Genomic DNA, 15643 nt, shown 5'->3' with positions numbered 1-15643 from the left:
AAATTTTTAACGCTATTTGACCACGGGAGTAGGTTCCGTTTACACGGAAGATATGCCAAAAGACATAATGGCATCCGAGGTAAACGAAGATGGCTGGTATAAATGGAAACTTATCCCAGGCACAATGACCGCTGAGGAAATAAAAACATTTGAGCCATTAGTAAAAGTTGGTGCTGGTAGTCCTTACAGATATACACAAAAATGGAAAAACCACAATTTGAATTGACGAACGAACAAAGAAAATATTTAGGCATTACACCAGTTGAAAACAATTGGAAACTTGTGAAACTTTTTGACAACTATGTTTACTTTGATGGTGATATCATTCGCAAAGAAATTACCGTTTCAGACCAGTCTTACTTTGAACGTGATCTTTATGAAAAAACAGCAGAAAACAGAACTATCCTGCTACCAAAAACAGAGAAAGGAAAACCTAAAAAACTAAATTTTACCGCCACACAAGCTTTTAGAGGAGCTGGTGTCTATTTTGCGTTTTCTGATAGTTACCTAACCATTTCAAGCTTTACAACTCAAATCACATATTATGCAGAACGTTTTAAAGACAAGGATTTGGGTTTCCTAAAAACTTGGTTAAATAAGTGGATTGCTGAAACTTCAGAAAAAGATTTGCAAGAAATAGACACCTTCAAAAATGCTGAAAGAAAACACTATAAGTATAAGGAAGGTGATTTTTTTGCATTTAAAATTGGCAGAAGACAATGGGGATTTGGAAGAATTTTAATTGATGTTCAAAAAACAATCAAGGCAAATAATTTCCAAAGAGATGAACACTATGGATTAACCAATTTGATGGGAAAATCGCTCATTGTAAAAGTTTATCACAAAATAAGCAACGACTTGAATGTAGATTTGAAAGAACTTTCTGAAACAATGGCACTACCCTCGCAGGTAATTATGGACAATCATTTTTTCTATGGCGAAAATCCTATTATTGGTCATAAACCACTTGAAAATGATGAATATGATATGCTTATATCCTACAGCCAAAGCATAAACAGTGACAATTATCATAAAGTTTATCTTCAATACGGATTTATTTACAAAGAAATTGATATTTCGAAGTTTAATAAATATCTACGTTATGATGATGAAACTCTTTATTTGGGATATGAGAAAAATCCATACCGAAAAGAAAGTACAGGATATGCATTAAGTACTGATACGCTCCAAAAATGTATTGAAACAAAATCTAATTTGCCGTATTGGGAATGTGAGGACGAAAGATATGACAGAAAATTAGATTTGAGAAATCCGGCAAATAACGAAATCAAAAAAGACATCTTTAAAGCTTTTGGTCTTGATGCCGACAAAACTTATGAAGATAACCTAAAAATTGCCAGCAGATAACATCGACTTGGAAAAATCTAGTAACTTTTTATATATTAGTTTCACAAAAACAGTTGTTACCTGCAGGCTAAGATATGGGTTTATAGCCATGGAAATTATAACTATAGAGTTATATATTTTGTTTTTTGAGTCCTGTTTTGTAAATTCAAAAGCCAATATACCAAAAGGCTAATTACTATCGTGATCCGGGCCGAATGGATTGAAAACCTACGGATCAAACTCTGCTATAACCCTAAAATTTGTTCAAAAATAAAGGCTTACTATGACAAGGAAGAAGCCGGAATGCAGCGATATACAGAACAATTTATCAATGAAATGTTTATCGGTATCCCGCAATGGAATAGTCCTGAGTCCAAATAATGTATAGATAATATAATTTAACAATTGCAAATGAACGAGCTTGACGATTTTACGATTGGATTGCGCTCAGGGGGGCAATCAATTTCAATTAAAGTAATTGGATTGTTAGTTATTGATGCGACTAGCAACTGGGATAAGAATTGGTTAAGGACCAAAATCTCAGTACAGGCCGGAGCTTTTAGCGGTATATATGACGCAGACCTAACAACATTTGACTTTGAGAATTTTGAACAGGATCTGAATTCGCTATATGAAAATTTAAATTCCGAAATTGAATTTAAAGATCTGGAAGGTTATTTATACATGAAAATTAAAGGGAATGGGCTAGGTAATATCAATGCTGAAATAAGCTACATTAAGCACGTAAACATCACCCGATTAAGCTCAAAGAAAATAATCATCTGATTAATGGCAATTAAAGCTTTTTAGTTCAAAGTAGCAATACTCACAGACCAATTTGATCTTTGCAAATTCTTCAGCGTATTCGCTCCAACCATTATTTCTGATCCTGACCTTTTCACATTCATCACACCATGCTTGAAAATCGTCATCTTCACCAAGTTCCATCCCTTTATATGTTTCAAAAGCCTCTTCAAATCCCTTCGGATACTCCAAGTTAAGATGCTGACAAACAAAGGCTGGTCTCGACCGCCCATGGATTTTGCATTTAACTTTTGCTTGATTGAAATGGATAACTTCCCGAGAATTTTCATCCAAAACAGCGGTAATGAGAAGATAGCTTTGAAGTTTTTCGGAGGGAGCTCTATATACTCCTATCCCCCCCAAAGTAGCTAATGATATCGCCGTAAACTCCCAACAATCGAATTCATCAGCCGAGAAGGTGCCCGCTGTCAATTTTTGATAATCGTTTTCGAGGCCAAATTCCATAACAGCAAGTGTACTGTTCTTATTGGGTTCGAAACTATGATCATTGAACCAACTCCACATCCATGTTTCTGATGTAAGGGAGAAGGTACCAATGGGAATATATTTTAGATACAATTGATCTGTATCGTCATTGTATAGCCTCAAGAGAGCAAGTTCAGCATCATAATACCAATGCTGATAGCTACTGATGCTCAATTGTTCCATAAACCTTTCCTGAATCTGCATAAGTTCCCGACATTTTTTATCGGCAAACTGTTCGTAATCTATTTTCAACGTTGTGTATCTTTAATTTTCAGGAGTCTTTATAATATTTTGAACTTGTCATCTTGGTTCATTTACCAATTCGGCTACAGCGGCTGTCCTCATCTATTATGTGCCGCTCTTCTTCGCTCTATCATTTTTTTCTAAAGAATTTTATTTGTTCAAGTCTCACGTTGGCTTGCTCCTCTGTGTATTCCGCTTTCGGCAATTGCTCAATTGATTTATAATTACCAAAACGCTTTACTTTAATATTTGGACCTGTCGAAAGTAAATTAAATTCATTACAGTTGCTACATTGAATAATATTCCAACTATAATCCGGAATACCTTCTTCTTTTTTTATAATGAATGTCTCAAGTTTTGAACCACATTGAGTACAGTCTTGAGATAAAGTTTCAACTATATTGTCTTGTCCTTTGAAAAATGAAGTCAATTTGAATAGTGTATTAAGCACTTTCCCATAAAGCCATCCATTTAAGTTGTCTTTAAAGTCAACTGAAACAATTTTTGAAAGTTTGTCGAAATAATCGCAGATAAATTCACGCTCTTCTGTATCATAATCTGAACGATCAATGCTATCCAACGATTTTTTTAAAATGCTTTTGAGTTGTCTTGGTTTATAATCGGAATTTACAGCTTCAATTAAATTATTAACACAATCGTTGAATAAACTTTGAAGTCGGTCGCAGATTTCACTATCAGATGGGTTTAGTCCCCGTTCTTCCCAAGCAGAAATAGAAAACTTGTCCCGCAGTATAAAGGCATTTAATTTATTTAATGTTGTCTGTTTGTTTGTCATTAAAATTGTCAGATCAGATCGAAACTATTTCAGTTTATATGCTTTTATTTTCCTTTCGCTATCTCCGCCTGGACTCCATTTACAAACTCTACAGTGACGTTCGAGAGTTCAGCAATCTCCGAAATCGAAAACTTATTCAAAGACAAAAGGTTTTTTATTACCTCTGCTTTTCCTTCTGCTTTTCCTTTAGCCTCTCCCTCTGCTCTTCCTTCCGCCATTGCTTTTTCACGCCCTCGTTTCAATAGCTCTTCCTGACTACTGCGGATACTCTCGGCATCCCATTTATTTCTTAAACTTGCGTTGTACATCTCTCGTTCCTCCGGTTTTAGTTTGCTATACTCTGCTAACTGAAATAACTTCTCAAAAATAGGCTTCCGCAAATAAGTGGAAAGTCCCTTTAGCGATGAAATATTTTTAAGTACATACAGCCAACGATCTAAATCATTAACTAACTCTGCCTCAGCTTTAACAAAGTTAACCAATTCCAAATATATAAAGCCTAGATCTTCGTAAAATATTTTACCATAATCCCGATAACAGAGACAGATATCGTGCAAAAAACACTTCTCATCGCCCGCATCAGGCATCTTAAATCCATCCATCAGTACAATGATATAGACTTCACTAATTGCATAATTCCAAGCCCTTCGGTTGCCTTTAGGTGCCTGATCCGCTATCAATTTACTGCTGTAGTAAAGCATGCGCTTTTTCAAATTATCCTGCGCCGTGCGCTGCACTTCAATAATAAAACGTTCGCCATTGTCAGCCGTACAGGTCAGATCAAAAATAACTGTACCAACATCCTCGGTATCTCCGACATGCTCATTTTTGTTATAATATAAATCAGCAATGACCTTGCGCCCTCTAAAGAGTTCGTTTAAGAAAGCGATAAGAAGATCTTTATTGGTATCGGATCCAAAAACTTTTTTAAAGCCATAATCTGTCGTGATATCGATATATTTAGACTGCTTTAATTCACTCATAATACATTGTTTTTAAATTGGTTAATTACACAATTATAAGTAAACAAACATTATAATACTAATATTTTTAGTAAAAACATCTCCAATGAAAACGATCATATCCCACTGTTCGATGTGGATATATAAAGTAGACAATTTTTCTGCAAGAGCAAAAACCAACGTTGATTCTAAATCTGTCAATTAATTTATTTTAATGAAAATATCCTTTTATCACGGGTAATAGCATTGAAATGATTAATTTAGTCAGTGAGGTATGATGAATTGTAAACCACTAAAAATAGAATATGAAAAAGATGTTTTTTGCTTCTGTCATGGCGTTATCTCTGCTCTCCTGCAGAGAAAATAAATCGGACAATTCCCCTGCAGACAACGTAATAGATAATTCAGACGCGTTAGTTTCTGGTTCTTTAAAAAGTTATCGGGACGACGAGGTGACCGTAAACCGTATCTATTTTAAATTGATTAAAAATGATAAACATCTGACAGCGCTCAATACCAAAATAGTGGATACCTTCGAGGAGACCGAAAAAACTTTGGCCGTCTATAAAAATATACTTAACATCTCTACTTCTTATTATCAGGATGCTCATCAGCAGACAAAATCTATCACAGATTCATTAGTCAGGCAACAGGTAGAAAAGGAAATTACCGCCAGTTCTAACCGGTACGATCTTAAGATAAAAAATATAAGGGAATATATGGATCTGATCAGCAAAAATAAGGAGAACCTGACAAGCCTCTATACCACTTTTAAAATCAGAAAAACGCTCCCTGAAATTGAAAAATACCAAAATGCGCATCCGTTACAAAAAGATAGTCTGGATCATTCCATCAATAAACAGAACAGACTTCTGGAAGAATTAAAAAATTTGAGATAGAGATTATGAAAAGAATAGCAATCCTTTTATTTCTAGTTACCCTAAGTGGTATCACATTTGGTCAAGAAAGACTTTGGGTAAACCAAACAAAGGTAAATGAGGCGATGAAATTCGAATCACAACTGAATCCAGATGCGAAATTTTTAAATCCAAATATTTTAATGTCATCAGATTACTATCCTTACCTCGAAAAGCACCCTCTCCTGAATCCCGTGGTTGTAGAACGATCGGCGCTGGATTATCTGCCGTTGTCTGTTGAATATTTTTTTTCAGAAAAAGACTCATTACTCCGAATAGTTTCTTGCGACTGGGAAGTGAACAGGTATAATAATAAATCTATGCAGGAGCTTGCTAAGGACTGGAAAGATGAGAATAAACAACTTGACATCTATAATAAGGAATACGAGCGAATAAAAAAGAACATGATCCAAACATTTGGTCAGACGAGCGCTGATGATCAAGAACCCAAAAGTGTCCAATCATCATGGAGCTCAGGCACCTATTTATCCCGCAAGACCGTCTGGGATAATAAAGATTTACATGCTCAACTGGATTTAATTTTCTCGGACAATACGCATCGTATCAGGTTGACTTACTACTGGAAAGATAAAGAGAATTAAGCGCCATCATCCGTTCCAGGGTAACTTAACTCCCTAATAAGTTTCGTTTTATAAAGCAGTTAGATTAATCTCTTTGACGGTCCTCAATCTGGACGTCAATTCCTTGACATAGGTGGTGAGCCCCCCATTATTTTGGCTGTAATAATCTATAAAAAACAAATTGATCGTAAAAAAACATTGTTAAAAAACCTACTTTTACGTCCCTTCCTTATTTACCGCCTATCAATAATCTATAAGAAAAGTGGATTATCAGGATCGTTTTTAAAATCCTTAATTTTTAGATCTCTATCGTTTCCTTGTGTCGAAACAGTAAATGTTCGATCTGGATTAAGCCGGATAAAAAAATCAATCAGACCAACTCTTTCTCCATTTTGCATCTTTGGCATGACGAGACCTTTGGTAGCAGGATATCGCTCTTTAGGCAATTTGGAATTAAATTCAGCGTATGTCTTAAAGAAGTTTTTGTAGAGCGGTGATTCCTTGTGCCCATGGAGGATTTCGTGTTGGACTAAGGTGCCATCCCTTGTCGTGGCAAACTGAATAATCAATACGGAGTCAGTGACCGCTTCATTTTTGCTCAAGTAATTTTTGTTGAGCAGGTCGATGAAATCCTGCTTTCTCTGAGGATTGAGGAATGCACCTGGGCCGGAAGCAGAACTGTATGAAGATGCATCGACAATTCTAGATCCCTTGGGAGTAATTGCTATTCCAAATTCTTCCTCATGTTCAGGAGATTTAATTTTAGAGATCAATTCTTTCTGAAAAACAAAGTCATACAAAAGGTTATATTTTCTTTTTAACCAAAACTGATCGCCCTCAAAATTCAGGTAATATATTGTTAGCTTTTTTTTATTTCCCGTGTAGGCTAGTTCGGCCTCCAATGGTTCATCAACATAAAGAAGTAATGGAATATTTTTAAAAAAAACAATATCTAAGGAATCAATATTTTTATAGGTATTGAAAATTGCCTGTATCTTCTTCTCATCCGAAGAATCTTTAAAAGCAGATTGGGCACAACTATTTTCTATAAAAGAGCCAATAGTTAGTAATAGCAAAAATAAAAATTTCATCTTTTTGAATTTAGTCTCCTGTCCAATTTTGCAATTTGGATGGAAGTTTTAACTCAACCTGTCCATTAGGTTTTAACCAAGCAAAAATTTTGATACGTGTTGTTTGCGGCCTTACGCTAGCATTTGTTGCCGCAGCCCAATTCGAATGCCCAGGCATACTGGATTTATTATTTGTATCATTCAAAACCTTGCGTACAATATCAGAGAAATACGTCTCTTTGCCATAAATTAATTCGTCCATTTGTAATTTATCCTGATTACGGGACTCTCCTGCTATTACCGTAGCCCGAAAAACAATAATTGAGTCAGGATTTCTTTTTACATTAAGATCAGCCAACTTTTGTGAAATCTGAGTTTCCAATAACCTTAACTCTCCCTTGAATTTCGCGGGCTGCCCCCAAAACATAGGTTCTGGAAGGGAGTCTGCGCTAAAGAAAAATACACTACTGTCCTTAAATACACCAATCGAAATTAACTTGTAACTACATTCAGGGCTTAACTTACCTCGCTTATCTAGAAACTGTAATCTTGGAGTTAATGGAACCTCAGTACTACTGTAGTTTTTCCTAAAAACTAAGCGATCGCCTTCAAAACTTAAGTCGAAATACTTGAAACGTTGTTTCATGCTGCCTTTTAAAAACTCGCGGTCCATGTAAGTTTCGTCCTCAACAGGTTTTACAATGACCTGAGACATCGTATCAGCATCAAAGCCATAATGTATACTCAAAATATGACTGTTAACAAAGTTGCTTTTGGTTGGAAAAGTTAATTTTAAATATTTCCCTTCTTGAGGTTTTATTACATTCTGCGCAAAGGTGGTTGTACAAAAAGTAAGCAGTAAAATGAAAATGAGTTTATCAAACATAGGTTATCTAATTATTTTTCTTATAATACACTACATTGTTCGGATCTTGTGGTCTATAATCAATTTGCTCCATTTGGCCTGTAATTGGATTATATTTAGGTTCCCAAGGCTTAAAAAACTCATTTTCTGTCATCCCTGTTCTTAACGGAAAATCACTACCGCCACCTTTCGCACTATAAGTTCCGTCAGACGCTATCTTACCAGCATGTATAGCTCCACCTGTAGCACTGGAGGTATCACAAGTAATTCCTTTTCGAGCTCGTCAAAAGCTAATTTAAGTTTTCTTCTCATATTAATTTAAATTTTAGGTTTATTGACTCCGTTTACTCCAAAATAGCTTTTCAGACTTTATAATGCTCTGTAATACCATTAAAATAGCATCAGAGGATCGTTCGGATCTTCTTTATAATCCTTAATTCGAAGCTTTCTTTCTCTACCACTCCCACTGACGCTAAATGTCCTATCAGGATTTAAGCGCACAAAGATCTCTATAATGCTGGTAAAAGGTGTTCCTCCTGATCGATATGGCAAAAACAATCCCTTCCTAGTTAGATTAGCTTTGTTTTCTTGATTATAGTCCTGATAATTATCACATATATAGCTATATAATTTATCGTCTTCATCTCCATGCAATAGCATTTTTTTCCCAAGGCTACCATCTCTGTTTACAATAGCCTGAAGAATCAGAATAGAATCACCAGATGGAACTATTGTTTCCTTATAATTAGCATTTAGTTTTTTTTGAAATTCCAACTGAGATGAATATCTAAATCCACAAAAGACTGACCCATCAAAGGGAGGCTTTATAGAAATTGACTGGGCCTCCACGGTTAAAATAAAATTTCTGTCTTGCCGATCAATAGAATTCATCAATTCTTTATTTTTTGTCAATTTCTCGATAAGAGGATATTGCTTTTTCAAAAAAAATAGATCGCCAAGATATTTAAGCGAGAAATAAGTGTTGTTTTTCGAGCCTTTCAATACATCATTATCAATCGGCCCGTCAACGTAAACGGCTTCAGCCAAATCATTTCTAACAACGATTTGCATACGCTTAACATCGTTATAATTTGCAAATATTTCAGCCAGACTATCCTTAACGTGTTTATTTAAAGCAACATGCCTCTGTGCCAATGCAGTATCAGATAAAAAAATAAATAAAACACAATATATTAACTTTGAATACATATTTAATTTTACGCTATAATTTCTCATAATTTATAGTATTTTCTCATCGATTGAGCATATAAAGTTTCATTCTTACCATCAGCAAAAAATGCGTCAAGGCTAGTATAATGTTTAGTTTCTCCATGATCTGTTTTACTCCATATTTCGCCTGTTGAGGGATCCCGTTTTACACTATCCAAACAAGAAATTGCAGCCAGTCTGACTGAATAGAATCTATAGTCACTGGTGACGGGTGATCCTCCTGCTCAACTAGATTAAATACCGTACACATTCGGATGACTGTAGCTACGATCAGTGTTTTTCAAAGACAAATGCTTTAAGTTCCGCCATTTTTCCATCTTCGAATCGCCAAATGTCGCAATAATCGAAATTTTCATATCGCCCGGCCTTATTTTTCAGCTTGATTTCCCCGGTCACCATAACAAAATCACCCTCCTCAATAGACTTTTCCAATTTGAAAACTGGCGGTTCATGATAGAACTCTTTCATATAAGCGCGGACTTCTTCTATCCCATGGAGGACACGGTCCCCTACAAAGACCCATTTCGTTTCTGCAGTACAATAGGCTAGAAAGCTTTCATAATCTCCCTTTGCTACAAATTCATTGGCTGTCTGTAATATCGTTGTATTTTTCATTTTCATCTAAAAAGGGCCGGGCACATGAATTCCCGACCTGATAACTACTAAAACAAACTATCTTTACCTATCCAAAGAACGTTGTCCAAGGCGAAAAGTTCATTATCTCTAAAAAAAAGCACTAATCTTTCAACTAGTTCCCTTTACTAGATTATATACAAATCGTTCCTGGATTAGCGCGCGTATTATTCACTCCGCGGGTCGGGCTTCAGAGGCATCTTGGCACAGCGGATTACTTCAATAGAAGGGCAATCGTATTCAAGAACGACTTTACCTTCGATCAGATAGATGCCGGCCCCACGGAGTGGGTAGTTGGCCAGGCTCTGTGGAAAGTGTACCGTATCAAACAAAACTCTTGTTAATGTATCAAAAATAAAAATATTTATTTCTTCTAAAGCCTTCATATGGAGTTTCATTAAGAGTAAAAATAAGAATTTGCATCAGATCTGGTACACTTCCCAGACTACATGATTTAAAACTAATTTGACAAGAGTTCCGTCTTCAACCAATGGATGTAGTGCTTCATATAGTTCGGATAGCTCTAGTTTGTTTATGCTATATGTATTATTGGTCAAAATAAATTCGTTTATTTTCCATATCGAAAACTTAATAGGGTATTCATTGGTAGGCATATAATCGAATTCACATACAATAGCGTCTTTCTCCAAACGGCAACCTGCTCCATGAAACTGGTATTTGAACTCTCCAATATTTCCCGAAGGATTCCGGTTGCTCCTTCGTTCAAATTCTTCCATATTTGGAGAAAACTGGTGTTTGAAGTCATTAATGAACGCGACATAATCATTCAATATCTCCCTTATAATTAGATTAATCATTTTGTATCAAGATACAAAATAGATATGTAAATTAGCTACTGAGTTATATATTAATACAATGGGAATTCCCTGGGGTCGCAAATTATCATGTATATGTATTTTATCAATAGATCTGCTATCGCAGGCTTTTGGTCAATCCCTTATTTTGGATTCCATGCGTAGTAACTCCGTTTTAATCAATCATCAATCATTGATTGACTTCTTGCACGCTGATCCAAAGACTAATTTTGTTATTGATGCGATAGGATATTCGGTAAATGAAAAGGATAAACTCAATCAAAAACTTGACGAAATCAAAAGTCAAATTGTTTCGATCGATTACATAAAAAATAAAGGACAGATCGGTTGTAACCCAAATGATGTCATCTTTATCTGTACAGAGGATTTCCTTAAAATGAAATGGGCAAAATCGAATGGAATAAATAACAATACAATCATCGATACTCTTCCAGAAATGAACGAAGTATTTCCTAAGCCCCCAGGTGGGCCAGATGGATTCAAAAATTGGATTATAAGCAACTATAAAGTACCGACGGCTGCCAAGAACGCAAAAGTAAGCGGCAGACTGATTATCAATTTTACGATTGAGAGAGATGGTAAGCTTAGTGATTTTCAGATCACCAAAGACATTGGATATCATACTGGTGAAGCATTAATTGAATTAATTAGAAAATCCAGTCCATGGAAACCGGGATATCAAAATGGACGTGCTGTAAAATGTGGATATACATACCCCCTATTATTTAGGAATGGTGATTTAAAATTAAATATTGATGCAAAAAGACAAAGATGAAAATCCATATTGTTAGCGACCTGCATAGAGAATTTGGATACAACGATATCAATCTGAATATAGCAGACGTACTTGTATTGGCTGGAGATACTGATCTAGGGGTGAAAGGGATCAACTGGCTCAAATCACTTTCTTTGGATATGCCGATCATTTATGTACTGGGCAATCATGAGTATTATAAAGGAGCCTATCCGAAAACATTATATAAAATCAAAGACGCCGCAAGTAACTCAAATATCCATGTGTTGGAAAACGAATCTTTGGAGATCGACCAGGTTTGTTTCCATGGCTGCACACTCTGGACCGATTTTTCCTTAAAGGGCAATCCTGCTGCATATGGATCGCTATGCCAAATCCGTATGAATGATTATAAGAAGATCAGACTAGGTGACAGTTATGCCAAATTGAGAAGCATCGATACGTTTAGAATCCACCAAACTTCAAGGCAATGGCTGGAGCATAGTCTTAGCGTCAATCAAGCGAAGCATAATATCGTAGTGACGCATCATGCGCCGAGCATTCAATCCCTGCCAATGAAGTATTTAGACGATCCGATCAGCGCCGCCTATGTCTCGGATATGGAAGACTTTATAATAAAGCATCAACCCTCCTACTGGATTCATGGCCATTTGCATACTCCTGTAAACTATAAAATCGGCAACACCGAAATTATATGCAACCCGCATGGCTATATTGATGAGCCGTATAATGGATTTAATAAAAATCTTATTATCGAGATATGAACAAAGAAACGGCAATGAGAATGTAAAGGGCTTATCTTGCTATTCGTTGGCTAACCATTTACGATTTCACCACCATTGGGATGTAAAACTTGACCGCTCATAAAATGTGAATCTTCGCTAGCTAGAAATAGAAAGCTTGGTGCAATTTCATTTGGCATCGCTTTTTTTTATTTGCAATATTCGTTAATTCGTTCTTTCGCATACTCTGCTCCGTTGTCCAGTGCTTTATTCCAATTTTCGCAAGCTCTCTTTTTGTCTTTTATATTGAAATAAGTGTTGCCTAAATTAAAATATGCCTGTTGTTTTGCTTCCTGTTCCAATTTATCAAGTTTCAAAACTGTTTCATAGTCAGCGATTGCACCTTCATAATCTCCATTTTCGTCTTTAAGTCCACCACGATTTATTAAAGCGCTCGCAAATTTTGGTGCAATTTCTATTGCTTTGTCGTAGTCTTTAAGTGCCGATTTCCAAATGTACAATTCGTTTTTCACTATAGCTCTTGAATAGTAAGCATTTGGGTCTGTGGGGTCAATTTGGATTTCAAAGTTCCAATTAAATATTGCGCCGCTTAAATCTCCATTGTTATAACATGCTAAACCTTTGTCAAAATAATAGTCCGCCTTTGTTGTGTCAATTACTGGAAATTTCTGTTCCTTCGGATCAAAGGGGCCGCCGTAAGCGTCAAGTTTTGCGTCAAATTCAAAACCTCTTTTATACATATCCAAACTCCAAAAAAGTAAGTTGTCGGCTGTCATTGGAACTTCATTTGTCTCTCCGTTTAGTTCCCACAATTTTCCGTATTTCTTAACTTCTTGAACAGTGTATGGATAGTGTACCTTGATAAATTCTCCAAGCTTTTGTAAGTTCTCACTTTTATCTGAGATAAAAGTAAAGTCCATTTTCGTTAAGCAGTTGTCTTTAAGACCACTCTTGACCATATGATTAAAAACGTCTTCAGCAGAAACCATTTCTTTAGCAAATCCGCCAACAAAATTGTCCCAAGTGAAGAATGTCTGTTCCATTTTCTTTTGTCCGTAGGATGTTAAGGATATTAATAAAAGTATTAGTGTTAATATCTTATTTCTCATTCGTGGTGTCAGTTTGGAATTAAATACTGTGAAACTTGTAGAGATCACCTTTTTAACTATTAAAATCAAAATAAATATTACTGTTATTTAGATACTATCATGAGATGCTACTTTTCAATCGGGCAAGGTTAATACCCTAGCCTAATATACATTATTTATTCCGAATTAATACGTTTATAGATATTAACTTTCAAGATTATTTAACTGTAAGGCGAAGGTATTGGTTGGAAAGTAGCACTGATTACAGGAAACCGTAAGAAAACGAGAAGTAAATTTTATCCCAAACAAACAATTAAAGGAGGCAGTTTAGCTAGATCTCCATTTTGATCTAAAAATAACCTTTATTAAACTCACAAATTTTAATTGTGCTCAATATTTCATTTTGTAAGAAATGTTCAATGCTATTTGCCTTTAAACGATCCCTTTTGATAAGTTTCCATTTAATTGTCCCATAATTCAGCTTGGAAAACTCTATCCTTAATTTCTCAATTTCTAATTTATGCACTTGTTCTCCATCTGCTAAGAAATTATCCAAAAGCAATAATTTCTGACATAAAAAGTATACTTTCTCTTCTTCCAAAATAACATCTCTCCTGAAGGAAGATAATAATGAATCTTTGATTTTATCCCACAAAGACTCTTCACCAATAAAAATCAAGTTATTCAATTTTTTAACATCTAGTCCCAAATTATCAATGAGATAATTTGCAACTTTTTTAGGAGAAATTTGGCTTCGATAAAAATCCCTCAGATTATCAAGAGGTTCCCACCTACTTCTATCTAAAGAAAGGTCAATTTGGTGCAAATAGGCATATAAAAATACTACAAACGGATAGTTAATTTTCATCTTTCTAATTCTGTTATGTTTACCATTTCCACCAATTCTTATTATAAAACTGGCGTAGTTCCTTTCAGATCTAATGGAGCACCTCAATGTATGAAAGCTGGCTCGGCTGATCTATGTTACGATTTTTTCATCATAACTGTTTTAAATCCTTTAAAGTAAAATTTTGAAAAGTACAATCCCATTCATCGGAACCGTAAACGAACAGTTCTAAACTATGCAGTTTAAAATCTGCTATATTTCCAACAAATCCAATACCTGGATCAATTCCTTCGGTTATTATGATTTTGTCGACTGACAAAATATCCTCTGAAATTGGGAGGATATCTTCTTCGTCATAATACTTGAAAAATATATACTGCCCTACGCCGGTACATTCCCTTTCTACAACATATAATTTTTCTATATGGCTAGTTAAAGCCTGATATTTGTGTGCGAAAACAGAAAGCAATTCTGATTCTAAAACTGTCAACTTATTCATAGCTATACTAAACTTCATAGATTCTCTAAATAACACGGCTTATTATTCAATTGCCCTAGGAGATTTATAATCTTAATACTAGGCAGAAACATCTGACTCCCTTTCTTGGGATTTGGTCGATATCTACACTAAGCCCTATAATAGCATCAACTTGAATTGCCTGTGCACGTTGCTTGAGCAATTCGCTCAGGATATGTTGCACTTCAGATTGTGCATAGGTCACTCCAGGAGGTAAGCATATATTAATCCTTTCAATCGGCCAAGGTTAATACCCAAGTCTAATCTACATTATTTATGCTTAACGAATAAATTTGGAGATTTGATTATACGACAATTTTGTAAGTAGTGTATCATTCCTATGTATTTTTCTAATTATGCAGGATTTATTTTTTATTCATCATTTTGTTTCAAGTATTTTATCGGCACATCCTCTGTCAGCCAAACACCATTGTCTGAAATGAAAAACCGAAAATTGTCATTATACATTTGTTCTGCAAGCACTTTGAAAACAAATGGTTTTCCGTGTCTTTGGCCAACTTTCATTGCTGTTTCAATGTCGCTACTTAAATGAACATGTTGTCTATTTCGTTTTTCAAGTCCTGTGATTAAAATGGACTGGACTGATTTTTCACTTGTTCCGTGGTATAAAATTTCTGGTGGTTTTTGATTTGTGTAGCCTAACTCAATTTCTACTGAATGTCCTTGACTAGCTCGTATCCTATCAAGTGTATCATTAAATGCAAATCTCTTTTTAGAATTTGTTGCTACAATGTGATTAAGGGTTTCTCTGTCTAACTTTATTCCGTAGTTGTTTACTTTTTCTATTAAGTTATTTACATGAGTCCAACCATTTTGGTCAAGTTGAATACCGATTGTTTCAGGTTGGTGTCGTAATACCAAACTTAAAAACTTGCTTATGTTTATTTCGCTCTTACCCATAAT

Annotated in this window: 20 protein-coding genes; 7 read left to right on the top strand and 13 right to left on the bottom strand. The window is 35.2% G+C overall.

Annotated elements, in window-relative coordinates:
- The first annotated feature begins 52 nt into the window (after nt 1–52).
- The 3 genes from ABTV71_RS13560 (at nt 53) to ABTV71_RS13550 (ending at nt 2133) form a co-directional block, all read left to right on the top strand.
- Nucleotides 53–226, top strand: a complete 174-nt coding sequence (locus tag ABTV71_RS13560; RefSeq protein ID WP_183078868.1) for a hypothetical protein — start codon at nt 53–55, stop codon at nt 224–226.
- Complete coding sequence (locus ABTV71_RS13555; protein ID WP_121127346.1) at nt 202–1368, top strand: immunity 26/phosphotriesterase HocA family protein; 1167 nt, start codon at nt 202–204, stop codon at nt 1366–1368. Before ABTV71_RS13560 ends, ABTV71_RS13555 begins: the two co-directional genes overlap by 25 nt.
- A 390-nt stretch (nt 1369–1758) precedes the next feature.
- Nucleotides 1759–2133: a WapI family immunity protein gene (locus ABTV71_RS13550; RefSeq protein WP_433903541.1), complete on the top strand. Its 375-nt coding sequence runs from the start codon at nt 1759–1761 to the stop codon at nt 2131–2133.
- Here the strand turns inward: ABTV71_RS13550 and ABTV71_RS13545 are convergent, their stop codons facing one another.
- From ABTV71_RS13545 to ABTV71_RS13535, 3 genes are all read right to left on the bottom strand, one after another.
- Nucleotides 2134–2889, bottom strand: a complete 756-nt coding sequence (locus ABTV71_RS13545) for a DUF6882 domain-containing protein (RefSeq protein WP_433903540.1) — start codon at nt 2887–2889, stop codon at nt 2134–2136. It abuts the gene before it with no gap.
- A 121-nt stretch (nt 2890–3010) separates the two neighbouring features.
- A complete protein-coding gene (locus tag ABTV71_RS13540; protein WP_433903539.1) occupies nt 3011–3676 on the bottom strand; it encodes a DUF4844 domain-containing protein in 666 nt (221 codons plus the stop codon).
- Nucleotides 3677–3720: 44 nt separating this feature from the next.
- A complete protein-coding gene (locus tag ABTV71_RS13535) occupies nt 3721–4659 on the bottom strand; it encodes an Rpn family recombination-promoting nuclease/putative transposase (RefSeq protein ID WP_433903538.1) in 939 nt (312 codons plus the stop codon).
- Nucleotides 4660–4943: 284 nt separating this feature from the next.
- Here ABTV71_RS13535 and ABTV71_RS13530 point away from each other — a divergent pair, with 284 nt between their 5' ends.
- Complete coding sequence (locus ABTV71_RS13530; protein WP_433903537.1) at nt 4944–5537, top strand: hypothetical protein; 594 nt, start codon at nt 4944–4946, stop codon at nt 5535–5537.
- 5 nt (nt 5538–5542) lie between these two features.
- Complete coding sequence (locus ABTV71_RS13525) at nt 5543–6157, top strand: hypothetical protein (RefSeq protein ID WP_433903536.1); 615 nt, start codon at nt 5543–5545, stop codon at nt 6155–6157.
- A 230-nt stretch (nt 6158–6387) separates the two neighbouring features.
- On the opposite strand, the gene ABTV71_RS13520 is transcribed toward ABTV71_RS13525, so the two are convergent.
- The 6 genes from ABTV71_RS13520 to ABTV71_RS13495 all read right to left on the bottom strand — a co-directional run bounded on the left by ABTV71_RS13520 (nt 6388) and on the right by ABTV71_RS13495 (nt 10752).
- The gene (locus tag ABTV71_RS13520) at nt 6388–7227 is read right to left on the bottom strand and encodes a hypothetical protein (RefSeq protein WP_433903535.1); all 840 of its coding nucleotides are present in this window, start codon (nt 7225–7227) and stop codon (nt 6388–6390) included.
- Nucleotides 7228–7237: 10 nt separating this feature from the next.
- Nucleotides 7238–8092, bottom strand: a complete 855-nt coding sequence (locus tag ABTV71_RS13515; protein WP_433903534.1) for a hypothetical protein — start codon at nt 8090–8092, stop codon at nt 7238–7240.
- A 369-nt stretch (nt 8093–8461) separates the two neighbouring features.
- Nucleotides 8462–9307 carry a hypothetical protein gene (locus ABTV71_RS13510; RefSeq protein ID WP_433903533.1) on the bottom strand — a complete coding sequence of 282 codons (846 nt, stop codon included), beginning with the start codon at nt 9305–9307 and terminating at the stop codon, nt 8462–8464.
- A gap of 264 nt (nt 9308–9571) precedes the next feature.
- Nucleotides 9572–9916 carry a nuclear transport factor 2 family protein gene (locus tag ABTV71_RS13505; protein ID WP_433903532.1) on the bottom strand — a complete coding sequence of 115 codons (345 nt, stop codon included), beginning with the start codon at nt 9914–9916 and terminating at the stop codon, nt 9572–9574.
- 185 nt (nt 9917–10101) lie between these two features.
- On the bottom strand, nt 10102–10320 hold the full coding sequence (locus ABTV71_RS13500; protein WP_121127462.1) for a hypothetical protein: 219 nt from the start codon (nt 10318–10320) through the stop codon (nt 10102–10104).
- A gap of 36 nt (nt 10321–10356) precedes the next feature.
- The gene (locus tag ABTV71_RS13495) at nt 10357–10752 is read right to left on the bottom strand and encodes a DUF6896 domain-containing protein (protein WP_433903531.1); all 396 of its coding nucleotides are present in this window, start codon (nt 10750–10752) and stop codon (nt 10357–10359) included.
- 154 nt (nt 10753–10906) lie between these two features.
- Here ABTV71_RS13495 and ABTV71_RS13490 point away from each other — a divergent pair, with 154 nt between their 5' ends.
- Both ABTV71_RS13490 and ABTV71_RS13485 read left to right on the top strand, forming a co-directional pair.
- Nucleotides 10907–11545 (top strand): energy transducer TonB, encoded by a 639-nt coding sequence (locus tag ABTV71_RS13490; RefSeq protein ID WP_433903530.1) that lies wholly within the window; start codon nt 10907–10909, stop codon nt 11543–11545.
- Nucleotides 11542–12288, top strand: coding sequence for a metallophosphoesterase (locus ABTV71_RS13485; protein WP_433903529.1), 747 nt, complete (start codon nt 11542–11544; stop codon nt 12286–12288). Before ABTV71_RS13490 ends, ABTV71_RS13485 begins: the two co-directional genes overlap by 4 nt.
- 167 nt (nt 12289–12455) lie before the next feature.
- On the opposite strand, the gene ABTV71_RS13480 is transcribed toward ABTV71_RS13485, so the two are convergent.
- From ABTV71_RS13480 to ABTV71_RS13465, 4 genes are all read right to left on the bottom strand, one after another.
- On the bottom strand, nt 12456–13310 hold the full coding sequence (locus ABTV71_RS13480) for a tetratricopeptide repeat protein (RefSeq protein ID WP_433903528.1): 855 nt from the start codon (nt 13308–13310) through the stop codon (nt 12456–12458).
- 394 nt (nt 13311–13704) lie between these two features.
- The gene (locus ABTV71_RS13475; RefSeq protein ID WP_433903527.1) at nt 13705–14223 is read right to left on the bottom strand and encodes a hypothetical protein; all 519 of its coding nucleotides are present in this window, start codon (nt 14221–14223) and stop codon (nt 13705–13707) included.
- A gap of 130 nt (nt 14224–14353) precedes the next feature.
- The gene (locus ABTV71_RS13470; RefSeq protein WP_121124857.1) at nt 14354–14701 is read right to left on the bottom strand and encodes a hypothetical protein; all 348 of its coding nucleotides are present in this window, start codon (nt 14699–14701) and stop codon (nt 14354–14356) included.
- Nucleotides 14702–15091: 390 nt separating this feature from the next.
- A complete protein-coding gene (locus ABTV71_RS13465) occupies nt 15092–15640 on the bottom strand; it encodes an RNA 2'-phosphotransferase (RefSeq protein WP_433903526.1) in 549 nt (182 codons plus the stop codon).
- Nucleotides 15641–15643: the final 3 nt, after the last annotated feature.

Source organism: Sphingobacterium puteale, from assembly GCF_050986225.1.
In the GTDB taxonomy this organism is placed as follows: Bacteria; Bacteroidota; Bacteroidia; order Sphingobacteriales; family Sphingobacteriaceae; genus Sphingobacterium; species Sphingobacterium puteale.
The sequence above is the reverse complement of the archived record's forward strand: the minus strand, read 5'-3'. Positions and strand labels throughout refer to the sequence as shown.

Coding starts and splice junctions, on each gene's coding strand:
- ABTV71_RS13510 (WP_433903533.1), bottom strand. CDS start 9,307: ATGAGAAATTATAGCGTAAAATTAAATATGTATTCAAAGTTAATATAT.
- ABTV71_RS13555 (WP_121127346.1), top strand. CDS start 202: ATGGAAAAACCACAATTTGAATTGACGAACGAACAAAGAAAATATTTA.
- ABTV71_RS13560 (WP_183078868.1), top strand. CDS start 53: ATGCCAAAAGACATAATGGCATCCGAGGTAAACGAAGATGGCTGGTAT.
- ABTV71_RS13525 (WP_433903536.1), top strand. CDS start 5,543: ATGAAAAGAATAGCAATCCTTTTATTTCTAGTTACCCTAAGTGGTATC.
- ABTV71_RS13515 (WP_433903534.1), bottom strand. CDS start 8,092: ATGTTTGATAAACTCATTTTCATTTTACTGCTTACTTTTTGTACAACC.
- ABTV71_RS13495 (WP_433903531.1), bottom strand. CDS start 10,752: ATGATTAATCTAATTATAAGGGAGATATTGAATGATTATGTCGCGTTC.
- ABTV71_RS13470 (WP_121124857.1), bottom strand. CDS start 14,701: ATGAATAAGTTGACAGTTTTAGAATCAGAATTGCTTTCTGTTTTCGCA.
- ABTV71_RS13485 (WP_433903529.1), top strand. CDS start 11,542: ATGAAAATCCATATTGTTAGCGACCTGCATAGAGAATTTGGATACAAC.
- ABTV71_RS13480 (WP_433903528.1), bottom strand. CDS start 13,310: ATGGAACAGACATTCTTCACTTGGGACAATTTTGTTGGCGGATTTGCT.
- ABTV71_RS13520 (WP_433903535.1), bottom strand. CDS start 7,227: ATGAAATTTTTATTTTTGCTATTACTAACTATTGGCTCTTTTATAGAA.
- ABTV71_RS13475 (WP_433903527.1), bottom strand. CDS start 14,223: ATGAAAATTAACTATCCGTTTGTAGTATTTTTATATGCCTATTTGCAC.
- ABTV71_RS13505 (WP_433903532.1), bottom strand. CDS start 9,916: ATGAAAAATACAACGATATTACAGACAGCCAATGAATTTGTAGCAAAG.
- ABTV71_RS13550 (WP_433903541.1), top strand. CDS start 1,759: ATGAACGAGCTTGACGATTTTACGATTGGATTGCGCTCAGGGGGGCAA.
- ABTV71_RS13490 (WP_433903530.1), top strand. CDS start 10,907: ATGCGTAGTAACTCCGTTTTAATCAATCATCAATCATTGATTGACTTC.
- ABTV71_RS13530 (WP_433903537.1), top strand. CDS start 4,944: ATGAAAAAGATGTTTTTTGCTTCTGTCATGGCGTTATCTCTGCTCTCC.
- ABTV71_RS13500 (WP_121127462.1), bottom strand. CDS start 10,320: ATGAAGGCTTTAGAAGAAATAAATATTTTTATTTTTGATACATTAACA.
- ABTV71_RS13465 (WP_433903526.1), bottom strand. CDS start 15,640: ATGGGTAAGAGCGAAATAAACATAAGCAAGTTTTTAAGTTTGGTATTA.
- ABTV71_RS13540 (WP_433903539.1), bottom strand. CDS start 3,676: ATGACAAACAAACAGACAACATTAAATAAATTAAATGCCTTTATACTG.
- ABTV71_RS13535 (WP_433903538.1), bottom strand. CDS start 4,659: ATGAGTGAATTAAAGCAGTCTAAATATATCGATATCACGACAGATTAT.